The sequence below is a fragment of the Xanthomonas vesicatoria ATCC 35937 genome, assembly GCF_001908725.1.
Taxonomy (GTDB): domain Bacteria; phylum Pseudomonadota; class Gammaproteobacteria; order Xanthomonadales; family Xanthomonadaceae; genus Xanthomonas; species Xanthomonas vesicatoria.
Genome location: NZ_CP018725.1, coordinates 2,300,614 through 2,318,146, shown reverse-complemented (window position 1 = coordinate 2,318,146; position 17,533 = coordinate 2,300,614). Strand labels below are relative to the sequence as shown.

The window sequence follows — 17,533 nt, the reverse complement described above, 5'->3', positions numbered from 1 at the left end:
ACGGCCACCCGTTGCGGCTGCGAGCGTGATGACAAGTGTACGCGGGGCGGCTTGCGGCGCGCAGACCGCGAGCGGCGACGCTGCCTAACCATATAAGTCCTGCGCGCGATCAGGTGCTGCCGCGATGGCAGTCGTGTTGATCGGCTGGTCGTTGCCGTGCGCCCGATGCCGAGGCCGGCATGTCGCCTTGCCAGCCGCAGAGCCGGTAGCAGGAAAGGCCATGAGATCGCGGGAGCTGTGTGGCGCGCGAGGTTCCCCAGGGGCGCCTGCGACCGGACACGCGCCACTGCAGCCGCCGTCAGCGGACGCGGCCATGACTCGGAGTCTGCGTCCGCTCTCGTACACTGCAGCCGTCAGCGTCTGTACCGCGTTGGCGACGCCTCGCCAGTTGTGGTCAGCCGCCCCGAGCGCCTTCAAGAGAAAACTGATGCGGCCTATTCTCCATCCGAATTCATCGGCCTGGCTGCGGGCAATGGTCTGCGTGGTCGTGCTGTCGCTGGGTGCCTGCGCGCATGCGCCGCCGCGCAATCCGCTTGCGCAATGGGTGCCCTCGCCCAATTACGACACGCGGCGGCCGATCCTGATCGTGCTGCACTTCACCGACCAGCACTCGGTGCAGCAGAGCCTGAGTACGCTGCGTGGGCGCAACAGCGGCGGCCGCGTCAGTGCGCATTACCTGATCAGCGAGGATGGGCAGCGCTACCAATTGGTCAGCGACACGCAGCGCGCCTGGCATGGCGGTGCCGGCCGCTGGGGCACCATCACCGACATCAATTCGGCCTCCATCGGCATTGAACTGGACAACGATGGCAGCGAACCGTTCGCGCCGGCGCAGATCGACAGCCTGCTGGTGTTGCTGCAAGACCTGTGCACGCGTCTGCGCATCCCGCGTACCCAGATCGTCGGTCATGAAGACGTCGCCCCCACGCGCAAGAATGACCCTGGTCCACTGTTCCCGTGGAAGCGCCTGGCCGATGCCGGCTTCGGCCGCTGGCCCGCACCCGACGCGCCGCCAGCACCGGAGGGGTTCGATCCCTGGCAGGCGCTGGCCCTGCTGGGTTACAGCCTCGACGACCGCGCCGCCACGCTACAGGCCTTTCATCACCACTATCGCGGCAATAGTGCCAACACGCTGGATGCCGAGGATCTGCGGATGTTGCATGCGTTGACACGACTAACGATTTCACCGGCCCTGCCGGTTACTCCGGGCGAGCTCGAAGCCAAGTGACGCGATGCATGGTGTGGGAAGACCGGCTGCACTTGCGGCAGCACGGGCCGCGTTCTGTGTGGAAGTTGTTCGCTGCCTTTCTTGATCGACGCGCTTTCGCAAATCCACTGGGCCGCATCGCACTTTTGATCGAATTGTCCACTGCCAACCATTGCAAGGATGTCGCGTGATGCGTGTCAGCAAGACAGCACTGTGGGCGGCAACGATGCTGGTCTCGGGTGGTCTTCGCGATCCATCGGATGATCGGCCTGCACGGAGCGCATCAGCCATACATTGCGCAGGCGTTGCTTGCTGCGGCGATCGCCTATGCTTTGCACATGACACACCCACGCCCGGTCCAGACTCCCGCGATTCCTTCGAGGCACCGGAAGCCCGCATTGCCCTGGTTGTTACTTGCAGGGGCATTGGCAAGCACATGCTTCGCTGCTACCGCGGTTCCCGCAATGTCGCCAGCTTCCACGGCCGCAGAAGCGGGCCTGATCGACGTGCGCACGCTTGCGCCGGAGATCGCTGTCGACATGCGCTATGCGGGACCCAATAACTTCACCGGGCGCGTGGTGCCCGGGTATCTCGCACCGCGGTGTTATCTGTTGCGGCCGGCAGCCGAGGCGTTGGCACGGGTGGCGCATGCGCTCAAGACGGCGGGCTATCGCTTGCAGGTGTTCGATTGTTACCGGCCGGTGCGGGCGGTGCATGCATTTGTGGCATGGGCAGCGGATCTGCAGGATCAGTCGACCAAGCCGCAGTACTACCCGCGTGTGGACAAGCAGGCGCTGTTGGGCGACTACATCGCCGAGACCTCGGGGCATAGCCGCGGCGCCACCGTTGACCTGGGGTTGCTGGATTGCCGGCATGGTGCGTGCCATGCGGTGGAGATGGGCACCGACTTCGACTTCTTCGATCCGCGAGCGCATACCGATGCACCCGACATCAGCGGCGTGCAGCGTGCGCACCGCCAGCACCTGTTGCGCGCGATGGCGATCGAAGGCTTTGCCAACTACCCCATGGAGTGGTGGCATTTCACCTTCCGCCCCGAGCCCACACCGCAGACCGCCTACGATGTGCCAGTGGACTGAGCGCTGCCATGCCCGACCGGCCGGGTTGGCAGCTGGCTGATGCCAGGCATGCAGTCGCTCGCTCGTACACTGCAATCGCTGGTGCGGCCGTTGCCTCTTCGCCGGCTATCTGCCACGGTGTGCCCGCTGCTTGAGGAATCGTCATGTCCGACCCGGAACGCTTTTTGGATGTCGCCTGCCCGTATTGCGGGGAGTGGATCACGCTGACGCTGGACCTCACCGGCGGCGACCAGCAATACATCGAAGATTGTCAGGTGTGCTGCAAGCCGATCTCGGTCAGCGTGCAATGGGACGAGGATGGCGAGGCGCAGGTGAGCGCACGCGGTCAGGACGATTGAGGCAACGTTGCCGACCCGGCCGGTGTGCAGCGATGCGGCAAGTCGCAGACCATGCCGGCCCATTGCTGCCCGCATCTGGCACGCCGCCGCTGCGTTCGCGTGCTCGTCCACCGATTCGGCTAGCACCCGGATCCCTGGGCGTTAGCCGCTAGACTGGCATGCCTGCTGCCTGGATCGTCACGATGAACCTGCCCCTGCACTTCGGCCTGCTAGGTTCGCTGGAGGCCGGCCTGATTGCGCTGGTGCTTGGGGTGCTGTTGTTCGCGGCGGTCGAGTACTCCGGCCGACGTCTGCAGTTCACTCATGGCCACACGCTGGGTATCGCCTGCCTGCTTGCCGTGGCCATCGGTGCCGGCTACGACATCTGGAATCTCGTCTACACCAGCATCGTGCGGCTGGAGTCGCCCCTGTATGCGCGGCTGGCGCTGGCGAAGATCCACGACCCCAACGAACTGGGCTCGCGCGTGATCCTCGAAGTGGCCGGTGCACTCGCCGGTGTGGTCGTGGGTTGGAAACTGTTCAGCTCCGGAAGCTGGGACGACGACGTATCGAGCACGTAAGACGCCGCTGAAAAATGCGGCGTGTTTCGCAAAAAACTGCGTGCTGAATGTTCTGCTTCTGTGTAGCTCACCAATGGCTAACAGTCGACTAAACACAGCAGCCGGCGCTGTGGTTAAGAGGATGTTTGGCGCGAGATTGCAGCGGGTTGAGCGTTCATTTGTGATTGGTAGGGTAAGGCCATGTGCGGCGACACCGCGCATTCCAACGCCTAAGGAGACCACCCAACGAAGAATCGCAACCGCACCTCACTGCTTGCCGCCACCGCCGCTCTTGCTGCCGCTCTTGCGCTGCCGGCGATGGCGCAAAGCACCTCACAGGATGCTGCGGCGCAGTCGGGAAGCTCGGCCACCAGCGCACAAAGCGGTAGCGCCGCTTCCAGCGGGGGTGGGCAGACTTGGGCCAGCGTCGATACCGATAGCGACGGCGCGATCAGCAAGCCGGAAGCGCAGGTCAACGCCGGGCTGGCGCAGATCTTCGACCAGGCCGACGGCGATCACGATGGCAAGCTGACCCCGGATGAGTACAAGGCCTTCGTTGCGACGCAACAGAGTGGTGGCGCTGCAAGCGGTTCGCAGGGCAACTGATTGGCATCTCGCTGCGCTAAATAGGTTGCATGTCTACAGACCACGAATACCCCCAGAGAGGAGTCAGGTGTAGGTGAAGTAGATCGATCGCTTTTTTGCCTTGAATCGGGATGGACACACGGGAGCGGCCTGCCAGGGCCGCTCCCGTTTTCTTTACGCCGCAAGCGCTAGGGTAAAAAGATTCCCGAACGTCGGCTTTCGTCCATGGTGCAGCTGCGTCTTACCTTATTGGCGGCTCTGTGCAGCCCGATGCTGGCGTTTGCCGCGCCGCCGGAGTTGCCGCCGGCAACCGCACAGCAGCCGCTTGTGCCACCCGGCACCAGTGCGCCAGCCATGGCGCCGCTGCCGATCGAGCCGCCGTCACCTGCAACGACCCCGCTGGTACCCTCCGATCCTGCTGGCCCGGTGCATTCCAGGAGCGGCGCCGAGTCTTCTGTGGCAGCGCCGGCCGGGACGCTGGCACCGCGCAGCTTCCGCAGCCTGGATAGCGATGCCGATGGATCGCTGACGCGGGAGGAAGCCGGGGCCGACCCGATCCTGCGCGAGAACTTCGCCGACTTCGACAGCAACGGCGACGGCCGTCTGTCGCGCGATGAATTTGCCAGCTATCAGCCGGGGCCCGGCGATGCCACAGGCGATTGACCCAGCAGCGTGTCGGCACGCTGCTAGACTTGCGCAATGACCTCTCTTGCACAGCGCGACGGCCAGGCGATCCAACTGGTCGGCTTTGACGGCGACGATACCCTTTGGAAAAGCGAGGATTATTACCGCAGTGCCGAAGCGGATTTCGAAGCGATCCTGGCCGGTTATCTCGACCTGGGCGATAGTCGCATGCAGCAGCATTTGCTGGCGGTGGAACGACGCAACCTCAAGGTGTTCGGCTACGGCGCCAAGGGCATGACGCTGTCGATGATCGAAACCGCGATCGAATTGACCGAGTCCCGCATCGATGCGCGCGACATCCAGCGCATTGTCGAGATCGGACGCGCCACGCTGCAGCACCCGGTGGAAGTGATCGCAGGCGTGCGTGAGGCGGTCAGTGCCATCGCTGCCGACTATGCGGTGGTCTTGATCACCAAGGGCGATCTGTTCCATCAGGAGCAGAAGATCGCCCAGTCCGGCCTGACCGACCTGTTTCCGCGGGTCGAGGTGGTGTCCGAGAAAGATCCCGCGACCTATGCGCGCGTGCTCGGCGAATTCGATCTGCCAGCCCAGCGCTTCGTCATGATTGGCAACTCGTTGCGCTCGGACGTGGAGCCGGTGCTGGCAATCGGCGGGTGGGGCATCTACACCCCCTACGCGGTGACCTGGGCGCACGAGCAGGAACACGGCGTTGCTGCCGACGAACCGCGCATGCGTGAAGTGCCCGATGCTGCCGGCTGGCCGGCCGCCGTGCATGGCCTGGATGCACTGGCCAGGCAGCACGCGCTAAGCTGAGCGCCGCGGCACGCGTCTGCTGGGAAACGGGGTGCGGCCGCGGTCGCTTTGGAGTAAGCGCTCCGTACCGACACGCCTCGGGTCGCCGCACCGCCGTGGTTATCGCTGGATCTTCCACGTCGGCTGCAGAAGCCAGGGTGCAGTCGTTCCTGAGGCGCCGCTTCGCGGATGCGATGAATCAACATGCGGGCGTATCGCAGCGCCTGCCAACAGGACGTTCCGGCCACCAGGCGTGCGTGGCCGACCTTGGAGGGATTGCCCATGAACATGTTGTCCGTCGTCCATCGTGCAGCGCTGGCCGTTGCGCTCGGGCTCGTCGGTACGCCGCTTGCGGCGGCCGAGCTGGAAGAGGAAATCATCAACCCCAGCGAGGTGACCTTTCGCGAAGGGCAGCCGTACTACGACGATGCGGGCGACTACGTGCGTCTTCGCACGCGCAAGGTGGATGGGGAGATCGTGTATTTCCGCACTGTCCGCTTCGACCGTGAGCAAGGCTATGTGGATGCGCACGGCGAGAGCATCGCAACATTGCACTCCTCCCCGACTGCGAGCGATCGCGGTTCGGCGTTTTCGGCAGATCGATATACCGATGTCCGCTACGTCGGTGCCTATGGTGGTTACGGCGATGGCGGCGAGCTATGGTTTGGCGCATCGCGCAACCGGCCGTCTGGGCAGGTCTACTACGGCAATGGCCTGTATGGGCCGGACCCGTACAGCAGCCCGCACAACCGCGATGCGCGCCAGCGCTATATCGGTCCCGGCTACGTCGGCTCCTGCGATCTGAGCGGCTGCCGTGAAGTGCATGCCATCGGCTTTTACGAGCTGCGCTGACACGCGTGTGGCCTGACAGCAGCGCGGGCATGCGGCATCATCGGGGCATGCCTGTCTTACGCTCACGTCGGTTGCGATCGCTGCCATTGCTGGCTGCCCTGCTGGTTCCGGTGCTGGCGGCGGCACAGGGCGTGCCGGCACCTGCTGCTGGCACCCCGGCGGAGGCTGCGCCGGCGGTGATGCCCGGTACCGGCGATGCGTGGGTGGACCAGCATCTGGCCGATATGGGCAGCTATGCGCAGCGCTATCCCGGCAGTTTTATCGCTGAGGTTGCCCGCTACACCGAGACCCCGCGCGGCTACGTGCAGGCGCTGTTGCAGGTGCATGGCTGGCATGCCGGCGATATCTACTTCGCCTGCGCGTGGGCGCACTCGGTGCAGCTGTCGTGCCGCGACAGCGTGCGTGCCTACACGCGCGACCATCACGATGGATGGGAGGGTGTGATCACGCGGCTGTCGGTGGCGCCGGATAACGCGCATCTGCGTGCGCTGCGGCATGCCATCGTCGCCAGTTACGACCGCTGGGAACGGCCGATCACCCTCGACGCATTGCTGCGTCGCCAGCTCGGCGATCGTGCGCAGCGGCTGGAGGCTGCGCGCGAGGCCAGCGAGGCGGCCGACGCCGCAGCGCAGGCGGGGTTGTAACGTGCCAGACATGTCGCTTGTCCCAGGGGGCTGCGGCTGTCTGCGCGGCAACGCGCGCGCACGATGCTGCCGTGCAGCTGGTCGCCGCAGGGCGCGGTCGGCGAGAATGCGGTAACGCTGGCGTCGGCCGGCCTCTGCCAAGACCACGCCATGCGCGATACCGCATTTGTTTCTCCCGATCACATCCGCAGCCTGTTTGCGCAGGCGATGTCGGACATGTATCGAGCCGAGGTGCCGTTGTACGGCGACCTGATGACGCTGGTGGCGCAGGTCAACACGCACACGCTGGACGCCGATCCGGCATTGGCGATGCGGTTACAGCGCAACGACGAGCGCGCCCGGCTGGATCTGGAGCGCCATGGAGCCATCCGGGTCGGCACGGCGGCGGAACTCGCAACGTTGCGCCGCCTGTTTGCGGTGATGGGTATGCATCCGGTGGGCTATTACGACCTCTCGGTGGCGGGCGTGCCGGTGCATTCCACGGCGTTCCGCCCAATCGACGACGCCGCGTTGTCGGCCAATCCGTTCCGCGTGTTCACCTCGTTGCTGCGGCTGGAGCTGATCGAAGACACCGCGCTGCGTGCGCAGGCCGCGCAGATCCTGGAGCAGCGGCAGATCTTCACCAATGGTGTCGTGGAGCTGATCGACCAATGCGAGCGCGTCGGCGGGCTGGACGCCGGGCAGGCGCAGCGGTTCGTGGCCGAAGCGCTGGAAACCTTCCGCTGGCATGGCGATGCCACGGTGTCGCTGCCCACCTACCGCGCGCTGAGCGATGCGCACAAATTGATCGCCGATGTGGTGAGTTTCCACGGCCCGCATATCAACCATCTGACCCCGCGGACGCTGGATATCGATGCGGCGCAGGCGCAGATGCAGCGCGCCGGCATCGATGCCAAGGCCGTGATCGAAGGGCCGCCGCGTCGGCGCGTGCCGATCCTGCTGCGCCAGACCAGCTTCAAGGCGCTGGAAGAGCCGGTGCGCTTTGTCGGCGACGGCGGGCAGCCCGAGCACGGCACGCACACCGCGCGCTTTGGCGAGATCGAACAGCGCGGGCTCGCGCTGACGCCCAAGGGCCGCGCGCTGTACGACGCGTTGCTGGCGCAGGCGCGCGATGCCGAGGGCGCCGGCAGTACCGGTGCCGATTACGCCACCCGGCTGCAGACCGCATTCGTCGCCTTTCCCGATGACGAGGCGCTGCTGCGTCAGGAAGGGCTAGGCTATTTCCGCTATCGGTTGACCGATGCCGGCCGCGCCGATCCGGCACAGGTGGCCGCAATGCCGGCGGAAACCGCCATCGCGCTCGGCCTGGTCAGTGCCGATCCGATCATCTACGAAGATTTTCTGCCGGTCAGTGCGGCCGGCATCTTCCAGTCCAATCTAGGCGGCAGCGAGCAACGCGCCTACGCCGCGCATTCGAGCAAGCGTAGTTTCGAGCAGGCGTTGGGTGCGCAGGTACACGACGAATTCGCGCTGTATGCGCAGCTGGAGCGCGAGTCCTTGCAGGGCTTGCTGGTGTAGCACGCGCCGCGCGCGGTACGGCGGCAATAGCACGGCGTCACCGGCGCGCGTCAGCCCGGCGCGCCGCTGCTGCGGAAGACCTGCTAGAGGTGGCCGTCCGGGTCTGAGCCGTGTCGATACACGACGCCATCATTTTGCTTCGCCGCAGACATGCCCACCGGCTGCGCGGGTCTTGCTCCCAGCGCATCGACCACGGCGGAGCTACTCACCGCCAAGGCAGTGACGCTTTCTGCAGCATTGGCCGTATCGCAAATGCCTTGGTGACTGAAACCCTGGAAGAATGGCTTGGCCAGCAATATCGCGAAGATGTTCTCGCCGAGATTCAGGCAAGTGGCATTCTCGTTGGTGTAACAGGATCGAATTCAAAGCCCATGGCGGTGAAGAATGCGATCTGACGCGGCAGCGGCTCCACCGGCAGGTTGATGAAGATTTGCGTGACCATGCGGGTCTCCTGCGGGGTGGAGTAGCGTGTAATCAGAGGCTCCGGTCACGGCCGTTGACCAGCCATTGGATGCCGAAGCGGTCGGTGCACATGCCGAAGCCCTCCGCCCAGAAGGTCTCGCCGAACGGCATCTGGACCTGACCGCCTTCCGCCAAGGCCGCATACGCGCGCTCGGCTTCAAGGGTATCGTCGAACCCGAGTCCGACCGATACCGGCTTGGCACCCTGCAGCCGCTGGCCGGGTGGCATGTCCGAGCCCATCAGCCGTGGGCCATCCGATCCAGCGAGCGTCACGTGCATCACCAGGTCCGCAGCGGCAGCGTCGATCGCGACTTGCGATCCAGCGTGCGGCGGCATTTGTGCGTAGGTGGTCAGCATCAGTTCGCCGCCCAGTACGCGCTGGTAGTGCGCAAAGGCTGCGCAACAGGTGCCTTCAAAATACAGATAGGGCGTGATGTGCATGGGCAGTCCTTTGGTAAGCAAGTGGGCGACGGCGCGGAGTCCTGTATGCGGTCCTGTCCAGTTAAGACCAGGCCTCTGTCGTCGGCCATCAGGTCCGGTTACAGGTCGAGATCGCTGCATGCATTGCCGGGCGGCTGGCATGCACCGCAGCAAACGCTGCCTACCTCTCCGCGCGGCGGCATGCAGTAGTCGCGATCGCTTGAACGCCGACGGTGAAGCGGCCGCGCCAGGCGGGTATGGGGATATCCACAGATATGCGCAATGCCGGCGCATGCGCTTGCTTGCGCACGCGTCGTAGTACCAGGCCATGAGCGACACGCAGACGGCGCCTCTGCGTTGCCGCTGCCGGCGCGCACTGAAGGCGCAACGCCGGGCCATGCGGTCGGTCGTTGCGAAACCTCAGTGCGCTTGTGCCGCCGGACGACGCGCCGCAGCGCGTTCGGCACGGCGTGCGCGCGCACGTGCGCGACGTGCCTTCCAGCGTTCGCTCAGGCACGAGAAGATTACATACAGCGCCGGGGTGCTGAGCAGGGTCAGGCTCTGCGAAAACACCAGGCCGCCAATCATCGCGATGCCGAGCGGGCGGCGCAGTTCGGAGCCTTCGCCCAGGCCCACCGCCAGCGGTACCGCCGCCAGAATCGCCACCATCGTGGTCATCATGATCGGGCGGAAGCGCACGATCGAGGCCTCGCGAGCGGCTGCGCGCGCATCCATGCCGTGCACGCGCTGCGCCACCAGCGCGAAGTCGATCATCATGATCGCGTTCTTCTTGACGATGCCGATCAGCAGCACCAACGCAATCATCGAGATCACCGACAGCTCGGTGTTGGTCAGGAACAATGCCAGCAGCGCGCCGACACCGGCCGCCGGCAGCGTAGACAAGATGGTCACCGGGTGGATCAGGCTCTCGTAGAGCATGCCGAGCACGATATAGACGGTGAGCACCGCCGCCAGCAACAGGATGCCCATCGAGTTGGGGCTGAGCTGCACGTTGAAGCCGCCGCCATCGCTGATGCGGATGCCGTCCGGCAAGCGCAAGCCCTCCACGGTGTTCTTGATGATCAGATCCGCCTCGCCGGTGCTCACGCCCGGCGCAAGGTTGTAGCTCAGATCCATCGTGGTGTACTGGTTGTCGTGGGTGATCTGCGGCGGCGCCAGCCCGGGCATCTGCGTGGCAACCGCGGTGATGGGCACCATCTGTCCGGCGCGATTGGGCACGAAGATTTGATCCAGTGCCTTGGGCGTGGCGGTCTGCGACGGGAGTGCGTTGACCACCACGCTGTACTGGTTGAGGTCGGAGTAGATGGTGGAAATCGAGCGCTGGCCGAACGCGCCATACAACGCACCATCGATCGCACCGACCGTGATTCCCAGGCGCGCAGCCTTGGCCCGGTCGATCACGATGTTCTGGCGCAAGCCGGACGTGTCCACATCGGTGCCGACGTCGCGCAAGCGTGGGTTCTTCTTCAGTGCGGCCTGCACCTTGGGCAGCCATTCCTGCAGCTGCGCCAGGTCGTTGCCTTGTAGCGACACCTTGTATTGCGCGCCCTGGCTGGTGCCGCCGCCGCCGTCGCTTGGCAGGTCCTGGATGGCACGCAGGCGCAGGTCCAGATCCGGGTAGCGGTCGGCCTTGGCGCTGAGGCGTGCGACGACTTGTGCGGTGGTGTCGCGGCGGCCCTCGGCGCGCTTTTTCAGCTCGATATTGAATGAAGCGCTGGACCCCTGACGACCGGAGCCCAGGCGTGCGCCGACGGTCTTCACTGCCGGGTCGGCCATCAGCATATCGGTGATGCGACGTTGGCGGCTGACCATGTCTGCAAACGACACCGTGGCGCTGGAATTGGCGCGCCCCCAGATCAAGCCGGTGTCCTGTGCGGGAAACGACCCCTTCTTGACCGCACCGCCGAGAAAGATGGTGGCGGCGATCAAGAGCAAGGGCGTCAGCGACAGTAACAGCGCGTGCCGCAACGAAAAGTCCAGCGCCACCGTATAGACCGCCAACATGCGCTCGTGCATGCGGTCCAGCCAGGCGCCGAAACGGCTCGGGTTTTCCGGCGCGGTATGCGCGGACAAAAAACGGCTGCATAACGCCGGGGTCAAAGTCAGCGACACCAGCATCGACACCACGATCGCCGCCACCAGGGTCACGGTGAACTCGCGGAAGAACGCGCCGATCATGCCGCTGGCAAACAGCATCGGAATGAACACCGCCACCAGCGAGGCGGTGATCGAAACGATGGTGAAGCCGATTTCGCGCGCACCGGCCAAGGCAGCTTCCAGACGCGGCATGCCTTCGTCCAGATGGCGCATGACGTTCTCGATCACCACGATCGCATCGTCGACCACAAAGCCAATGGCGATCACCAGGGCCAGCAGGCTCAAATTGTTCAAGGTGAAGCCCAGCACGTACATCACCAGCGCCGAGCCGGCCAACGACAACGGTACGGTAACCGCAGCAATCAACGTCGGTGCCAATCGGCGCAGGAACAGCGCCATGGTCAGCACCACCATCGCCAGGCTGATCATCAGCGTGGCCTGCACCTCGTGCAGCGAGGCGCGAATGGTGGGCGTGCGGTCGAAGTAGGGAGTGAGCTTGGTGCCGGGCTGCAAATACGCGCGCAATTCGGGAATCTGCGCCTTGACCTGGTCCACGGTCTCGACGATGTTGGCGCCGGCGCGGGTAAAGGCATACATCACCACCGCCGGTTTGCCGTCGAACCAGGCGGCCTGATACGCGTCCTGCTGGCCGTCGTAGACGGTGGCCACATCGCCCAGCCGCACGATGCGTCCGTTGGATTGGGTGGAAATGGCCAGCTGCGCGAAATCGGCGGCCTTGGCCACCGCATCGTTGGCGACGATGGCCATGGTGGTGTTGCCGTCGGATAGAAATCCGGTCGGCGAGGTCACGTTGGCGGCGCGTACCGCGTTACGCAGATCGTCGGGGGTTAGACCCAGCGCGTTGAGCGCACGCAGATCCACATCCACACGCACTGCCGGCGTCGATGCGCCTGCGATATCCACCGAGCTGATACCGGTGATCTGCCGTAGGCGCTGTGCCAGCAGCGAATCGGCGACGTTATAGAGCTCATCGGCCGATTGCGTGTCCGAGGTCAACGCAATGGCAATCACCGGGTCGTCGTTCGGATTGGCTTTTTGGTACATCGGCGTCCCGAGCCCGGACGGTAGATCCGATTGCGCCGCATTGATTGCCGTTTGAACATCCTGCGCGGCCGAGTCGATGTTGCGGTCGCTCTGGAACACCATGAACACCATGCTGCTGCTCTCCGAGCTGGAAGAGCGCATGCGGTCGATGCCGGGCAGCTGGCCCAGGTGGCGTTCCAGCGGTGCGGTGACGGTGGAGGCCATGGTGCTGGCATCGGCGCCGGACTGCGTGGCGTGCACGAAGATCACCGGGATCTGGATGTTTGGCAACGCCGCCACGCCCAGCCGCAGATAGCACATCACTCCGATCACGAACAAACCGATCGCCAGCAACGAGGTGCCGATCGGGCGCTTGATGAAGGGCGCGGAGATGTTCATGGGCGGGGCGCCGGGAATCGGGAGTCGGGAATCGGGAATCGGTAAAGGCCAAAGCCAAAGCAGATGTCACTGGCGCAGGCGCGCCGGCGACGCTGCGGGCCTGCGTGCCGGTCGGCGATGACGCTACCGGTCCTCATGCCGGGCGCTCCGAGGTCGGCGCCGGGTTCATGCCGTCACGGCGTGCCGCACGGCGCGCGCGCCAGTCGCGCAGCCGCTCGCCGGCGCGTTCCATGTACAGATAGATCACCGGGGTGGTGTACAGCGTCACCAACTGCGACAGCAGCAGGCCGCCGACGATCGCGATGCCGAGCGGGCGCCGCAGTTCCGAGCCGATTCCGGTGCCCAGCGCCAGTGGCAAGGCGCCCAGCATGGCGGCGGCGGTGGTCATCATGATCGGGCGGAAGCGCAGCAGGCAGGCACGGCGGATCGCCTCATGCGCATTGGCGCCTTCGCGGCGGGCGTCGATGGCGAAGTCGATCATCATGATCGCGTTCTTCTTGACGATGCCGATCAGCAGCACGATGCCGACAATGCCGTCCACCGACAGGCTCAGCCCGCACATCATCAACGCCAGCAGCGCGCCGACGCCGGCCGGCGGCAGCGTGGAGATGATCGTCAGCGGGTGGATGTAGCTCTCGTACAGCACGCCCAGCACGATGTAGATCACCACGATCGAGGCCAGCAGCAGCCACACGATATCGGTCTGGCTGCCGGTGAATTCGGCCGCCTTGCCGACGAATTGCGCATGCACCTGACTCGGAATCTTCAGGTCTTCGCGTGCCTTCTCGATCGACGCCACCGCCTGCGACAACGAGTGCCCCGGCGCCAGATTGAACGAGATGGTCACCGCCGGCAGCTGTTGCTGGTGGCTCACCACCAACGGGGTGTTGGTGACCTTGGCTTCGGCCAGCGAGGCCAGCGGAATGATGCTGCCGGCGCCGACCACGATGCCGGTGTTCTGCGCGCCCACGCCGGTGGCGGTGGACGAGTTGGACGAGGTCACCTGGCCAAAACTGGTGGCATTGGTGCCGGTCAGCGCGCCGCTGCCGTTGCTGGCCACCGCCAACTGGTTCATCAGCGCGGTGCTGCTGCGGAATTCCGGCGCCACTTCCAGCACCACGCGGTACTGATTGAGCTCGGTGAAGATGGTAGAAATCTGGCGCTGGCCGAACGCGTCGTACAGCGTGTCGTCGATGGTCTGCATCGGCACGCCGAGCATGCTGGCCTTGTCGCGGTCAATGCTCAGTTCCAGCGCACGTCCCTGGTTGGCCAGGTTGTTGTCCACATCGGCCAGCTCGGGCAGCTTGCGCATCGCCTCGGTCATGCGCCCGGCCCAGGTGGCCAGCTCGTTGCTGTCCACGTCCGAGAGCGAATACTGGTATTCGGTGGCCGCCACGCGGGTGTCCAGGGTGACGTCCTGCACCGGCTTGAGGAACAGCGCCACGCCCGGAATGCCGGCCACCGCCTTCTGCAGGCGTGGCAGCACCTCGTCCAGGCCATCACGGTCGCCGCGCGTCTTCAGCACGATCGACAACTGGCCCTGGTTGAGGGTCGGGTTCATGGTGCCGGCACCGATGAAGGCGGCCACGCCGGTCACTGCCGGGTCCTTTTGCAGGGCGGCAGCCACTGCCTGGGTGCGCTCTTCCATCTGCGGGAAGGCCACGTTCTGATCGGCCTGCACCACGCCGGTGATCAGGCCGGTGTCCTGTTCGGGCAGCAGGCCCTTGGGGATCGCCACATACAGCACCACCGTCAATGCCACCGCGCCGATCGCCACTGCCAGGGTCAGCGGCTGGTGCGCCAGCACCCAATCCAGGCTGCGCTCGTAGACGCCCACGGTGCGCGTCCACAGATTGGTCTTGCCGGCCGCCGCGGCGCGTTCGTGCGCGTCTTCGCCTTCGGGCAGGGCATCGGGCTTGAGCAGGTAGGCGCACATCATGGGCGTCAGCGTCAGCGACACCAGCATCGAGATCACCACCGCAATCGACAGCACCCACGCAAACTCATGGAACAGCCGCCCGGTGACGCCGGGCATCAGCAGCAGCGGCAGGAACACCGCCACCAGGGAAACGGTCAGCGACAACACGGTGAAGCCGATCTGCTTGGCGCCGATTTCGGCCGCCTCCGGCCCGCTCTTGCCCTGTTCGATGTAGCGCACGATGTTTTCGATCATCACGATCGCATCGTCGACCACGAAGCCGGTGGCCACCACCAGCGCCATCAGCGACAGGTTGTCCAGCGACATGCCGGCAAACGCCATCACCCCGAAGGTGCCTGCCAGCGACAACGGCACCGCGACCGACGGAATGATGGTGGCCCACAGCCGGCGCAGGAACACGAAGATCACCGCCACCACCAGCGCGATGGTCAGCACCAGGGTGAACTTCACCTCGTGCACCGAGGCGCGGATGGTTTCGGTGCGGTCGGAGAACACCTCCAGATGCACGTCGGCCGGTAGCACCGACTGCAGCTGCGGCAGGATGCTGCGGATCTGCTCTACCGTCTGCACGATGTTGGCACCGGGCTGGCGGCGGATTTCCAGCAGCACCGCTGGCTTGCCATCGGCCCAGGCGGCGAGCTGGTCGTTTTCCACCCCATCCACGACGTTGGCGACATCGGCCAGGCGCACCGGGCGGCCGTTGGCGAAGCTGATGATGGTCTCGCGATACTGCGCCGCATCGGTGAGCTGGTCGTTGGTGCCGATGCTGTAGGACTGGGTCTTGCCGTTGAGCGAGCCCTTGGGTGCGCTGACATTGGTCTGGGTCAGCGCGCTGCGCAGCGACTCCATGGTCAGGCCCATGTTCGACAGCTGCGCCGGGTTGACCTGGATCCGCACCGCAGGGCGCACGTTGCCGGCGATCGACACCAGTCCCACGCCAGGCACCTGCGACAGGCGCTGGGCCAGGATCGCATCGGCGTAGCGGTTGACCTCGCGCAGCGGCAGCGAATCGGAGGTGAGTTTGAGGGTAAGGATCGCCGCGTCGGCCGGATTGACCCGGTTGTAGACCGGCTGGTATGGCAGCGACGAGGGCAGGGTGGCCTGGCGGATCGCCGCCTGCACGTCCTGCGAGGCGATATCGATGTCCCGGTCCATCGAGAACTGCAGGATGATCGTGGACAGGCCCGCCGACGAGTCGGAGGTCATCATCTGCAAGCCGGAGATCTGCCCGAACTGGCGCTCCAGCGGCGTGGTCACCAGCGAGGCCATGGTGGTCGCGTTGGCGCCCGGGTACTGGGTGGTCACGACCAGGCTGGGCGCGTCGATTTCCGGCAAGGCCGACACCGGTAACTGCCGGTAACCCAGGATGCCCAACAGCAGGACGCCCGCCATCAACAACGAGGTGGCGATCGGACGGCGGATGAAGATGGTCGAAAAGCCCACGGGGGTGTCCTTGCTGAAGACGTCAATCGATGCCGGCGCACGCAGCGCCGACGCGCGCTGGCGACGGAGGTCCCGTCGCCAGCGGTTATGCGTTAGCGCGGACCGCCACCGCGACGGCCGCCGCCACCGCGGCCCTGCTTGTCCTGCGCGGCCTTGAGCTCGGCCTCGGTCGGCTCGGGCGGGGTTTCGCCGGGCTTGAGCGCGCTGACCTTGCTGCCCGGCTTGAGCCGGAACTGGCCTTCGGTGACCACGCGTTCGCCCGGCTTGAGGCCCTTGGTGACCTGCACATGGCTGTCGTCCACTTCCACGCCTTGCACCACGGTGCGCATCTGCGCGGTGTTGTCGTTGCCCACCACGTAGACGTAGTCCCCGTCGGGGCCACGCTGCACCGCCTGGGTCGGCACCACGGTGCCGCCGGAGATGGTGCGCAGCTGCAGCCGCACGTTGACGAACTGCCCCGGCCACAATGCGTTGTCGGTGTTGTCGAAGATCGCACGGGCCCCGAAGGTGCCGCTGTCGGCGGCGATGCGGTTATCGATCACATCCAGCTTGCCGTTGCCGCTGATCACATGCGCATCGCCGCGATCCAGCGCCGCCACGCCCAGCGGCGCCGCCGCCTGGCCGCTGCGCACGGCCTGCAGCTCGCGCTCGGGCAGGTTGAAGGACACGTAGATCGGGCGGATCTGGGTCAGGGTCACGATGGTCGAACTGCTGCTGACGATGTTGCCCACGTCCACGCCACGGATGCCGGCGATTCCGTCGATCGGCGCGGTGACGCGGGTGAACTGCAATTGCACCTGCGCCGAGCGCATCTGCGCATCGTTGGCCGACACCGCGGCCTCGTACTGCGCCACCTGGTTACGTTGGGTATCCAGGTCTGTCCGCGAGACGTACTGCTTGTAGGCCGGGTCGTTGGAGCGCTGGTAATTCACCCGTGAGGTCGCCAGCAGTGCCTGGTTCTGCCGCTTGGCTGCCAATGCCTGGTCGTAGCTGGCCTGCAGCGTGCGCGGGTCGATTTGCGCCAGCAGGTCGCCCTTCTTCACCTCCTGGCCTTCCTTGAAATTCAGGCTCATTAGCTGGCCGCCGACCTGCGGGCTGACCGTGACCGTATTGAGCGCGGTCACCGTGCCCAGCGCGCTGGCATAGACCGGCACGTCCTGGGTTGTTGCCGCCACCACCGTCACCGGCACCGGGCCGCTGTTTTCGGTGCCATTGCCATCCGGCGCGTCCGCCCGCTTGCCGTGATCGCCCCCGCCCATCATCCGCATTGCGACAAACACCACGACGAGCACCGCTACGACCAGCAGTGTGATCTTCCAAAAACGCGACATGCGACAACTCCTGAGGGCGGGCCGGGCGCCTGGGGCGACCGTGGGGCGGCTTGCGAAGCATATCGTTGCGTCCGGGCAATTGAGCGTTACTGAAGTAACGGCTCATCGAGCGAAACGACCGCATCGTTCAGTGATGCGTGCAGCGGCAACGCGTCAGCGC

At 65.4% G+C, this 17,533-nt stretch carries 14 protein-coding genes; 10 read left to right on the top strand and 4 right to left on the bottom strand.

Features of this window, described 5'->3' with window-relative positions:
* Positions 1–427: 427 nt before the first annotated feature.
* From BJD12_RS10145 to hglS, 10 genes are all read left to right on the top strand, one after another.
* The gene (locus BJD12_RS10145; protein WP_042827567.1) at positions 428–1,228 is read left to right on the top strand and encodes an N-acetylmuramoyl-L-alanine amidase; all 801 of its coding nucleotides are present in this window, start codon (positions 428–430) and stop codon (positions 1,226–1,228) included.
* Between the two features lie 443 nt (positions 1,229–1,671).
* Positions 1,672–2,304, top strand: a complete 633-nt coding sequence (locus BJD12_RS10140) for a M15 family metallopeptidase (protein WP_005987904.1) — start codon at positions 1,672–1,674, stop codon at positions 2,302–2,304.
* Positions 2,305–2,447: 143 nt separating this feature from the next.
* Positions 2,448–2,642, top strand: a complete 195-nt coding sequence (locus tag BJD12_RS10135) for a CPXCG motif-containing cysteine-rich protein (RefSeq protein WP_005987906.1) — start codon at positions 2,448–2,450, stop codon at positions 2,640–2,642.
* A 182-nt stretch (positions 2,643–2,824) separates the two neighbouring features.
* Positions 2,825–3,202, top strand: coding sequence for a hypothetical protein (locus BJD12_RS10130; RefSeq protein ID WP_039424071.1), 378 nt, complete (start codon positions 2,825–2,827; stop codon positions 3,200–3,202).
* Positions 3,203–3,451: 249 nt separating this feature from the next.
* Complete coding sequence (locus BJD12_RS10125; RefSeq protein WP_042827568.1) at positions 3,452–3,787, top strand: EF-hand domain-containing protein; 336 nt, start codon at positions 3,452–3,454, stop codon at positions 3,785–3,787.
* A 204-nt stretch (positions 3,788–3,991) separates the two neighbouring features.
* Positions 3,992–4,429: an EF-hand domain-containing protein gene (locus BJD12_RS10120; RefSeq protein ID WP_005987913.1), complete on the top strand. Its 438-nt coding sequence runs from the start codon at positions 3,992–3,994 to the stop codon at positions 4,427–4,429.
* A gap of 36 nt (positions 4,430–4,465) precedes the next feature.
* Positions 4,466–5,224, top strand: coding sequence for an HAD family hydrolase (locus BJD12_RS10115; RefSeq protein ID WP_005987915.1), 759 nt, complete (start codon positions 4,466–4,468; stop codon positions 5,222–5,224).
* A 261-nt stretch (positions 5,225–5,485) separates the two neighbouring features.
* The gene (locus BJD12_RS10110; RefSeq protein WP_005987918.1) at positions 5,486–6,055 is read left to right on the top strand and encodes a hypothetical protein; all 570 of its coding nucleotides are present in this window, start codon (positions 5,486–5,488) and stop codon (positions 6,053–6,055) included.
* A 29-nt stretch (positions 6,056–6,084) separates the two neighbouring features.
* Positions 6,085–6,699 (top strand): hypothetical protein, encoded by a 615-nt coding sequence (locus BJD12_RS10105; protein WP_050812831.1) that lies wholly within the window; start codon positions 6,085–6,087, stop codon positions 6,697–6,699.
* 150 nt (positions 6,700–6,849) lie between these two features.
* Complete coding sequence (gene hglS, locus BJD12_RS10100; protein ID WP_042827584.1) at positions 6,850–8,217, top strand: 2-oxoadipate dioxygenase/decarboxylase HglS; 1,368 nt, start codon at positions 6,850–6,852, stop codon at positions 8,215–8,217.
* A gap of 474 nt (positions 8,218–8,691) precedes the next feature.
* Here the strand turns inward: hglS and BJD12_RS24225 are convergent, their stop codons facing one another.
* The 4 genes from BJD12_RS24225 to BJD12_RS10075 form a co-directional block, all read right to left on the bottom strand.
* The gene (locus BJD12_RS24225) at positions 8,692–9,120 is read right to left on the bottom strand and encodes a VOC family protein (RefSeq protein WP_005987926.1); all 429 of its coding nucleotides are present in this window, start codon (positions 9,118–9,120) and stop codon (positions 8,692–8,694) included.
* A gap of 399 nt (positions 9,121–9,519) precedes the next feature.
* Positions 9,520–12,660: an efflux RND transporter permease subunit gene (locus BJD12_RS10085; RefSeq protein WP_005987928.1), complete on the bottom strand. Its 3,141-nt coding sequence runs from the start codon at positions 12,658–12,660 to the stop codon at positions 9,520–9,522.
* A 133-nt stretch (positions 12,661–12,793) separates the two neighbouring features.
* The gene (locus tag BJD12_RS10080) at positions 12,794–16,042 is read right to left on the bottom strand and encodes an efflux RND transporter permease subunit (RefSeq protein WP_005987930.1); all 3,249 of its coding nucleotides are present in this window, start codon (positions 16,040–16,042) and stop codon (positions 12,794–12,796) included.
* Positions 16,043–16,134: 92 nt separating this feature from the next.
* Entirely contained in the window at positions 16,135–17,373 is a 1,239-nt protein-coding gene (locus BJD12_RS10075) for an efflux RND transporter periplasmic adaptor subunit (protein WP_005987931.1), read from the bottom strand.
* Positions 17,374–17,533: the final 160 nt, after the last annotated feature.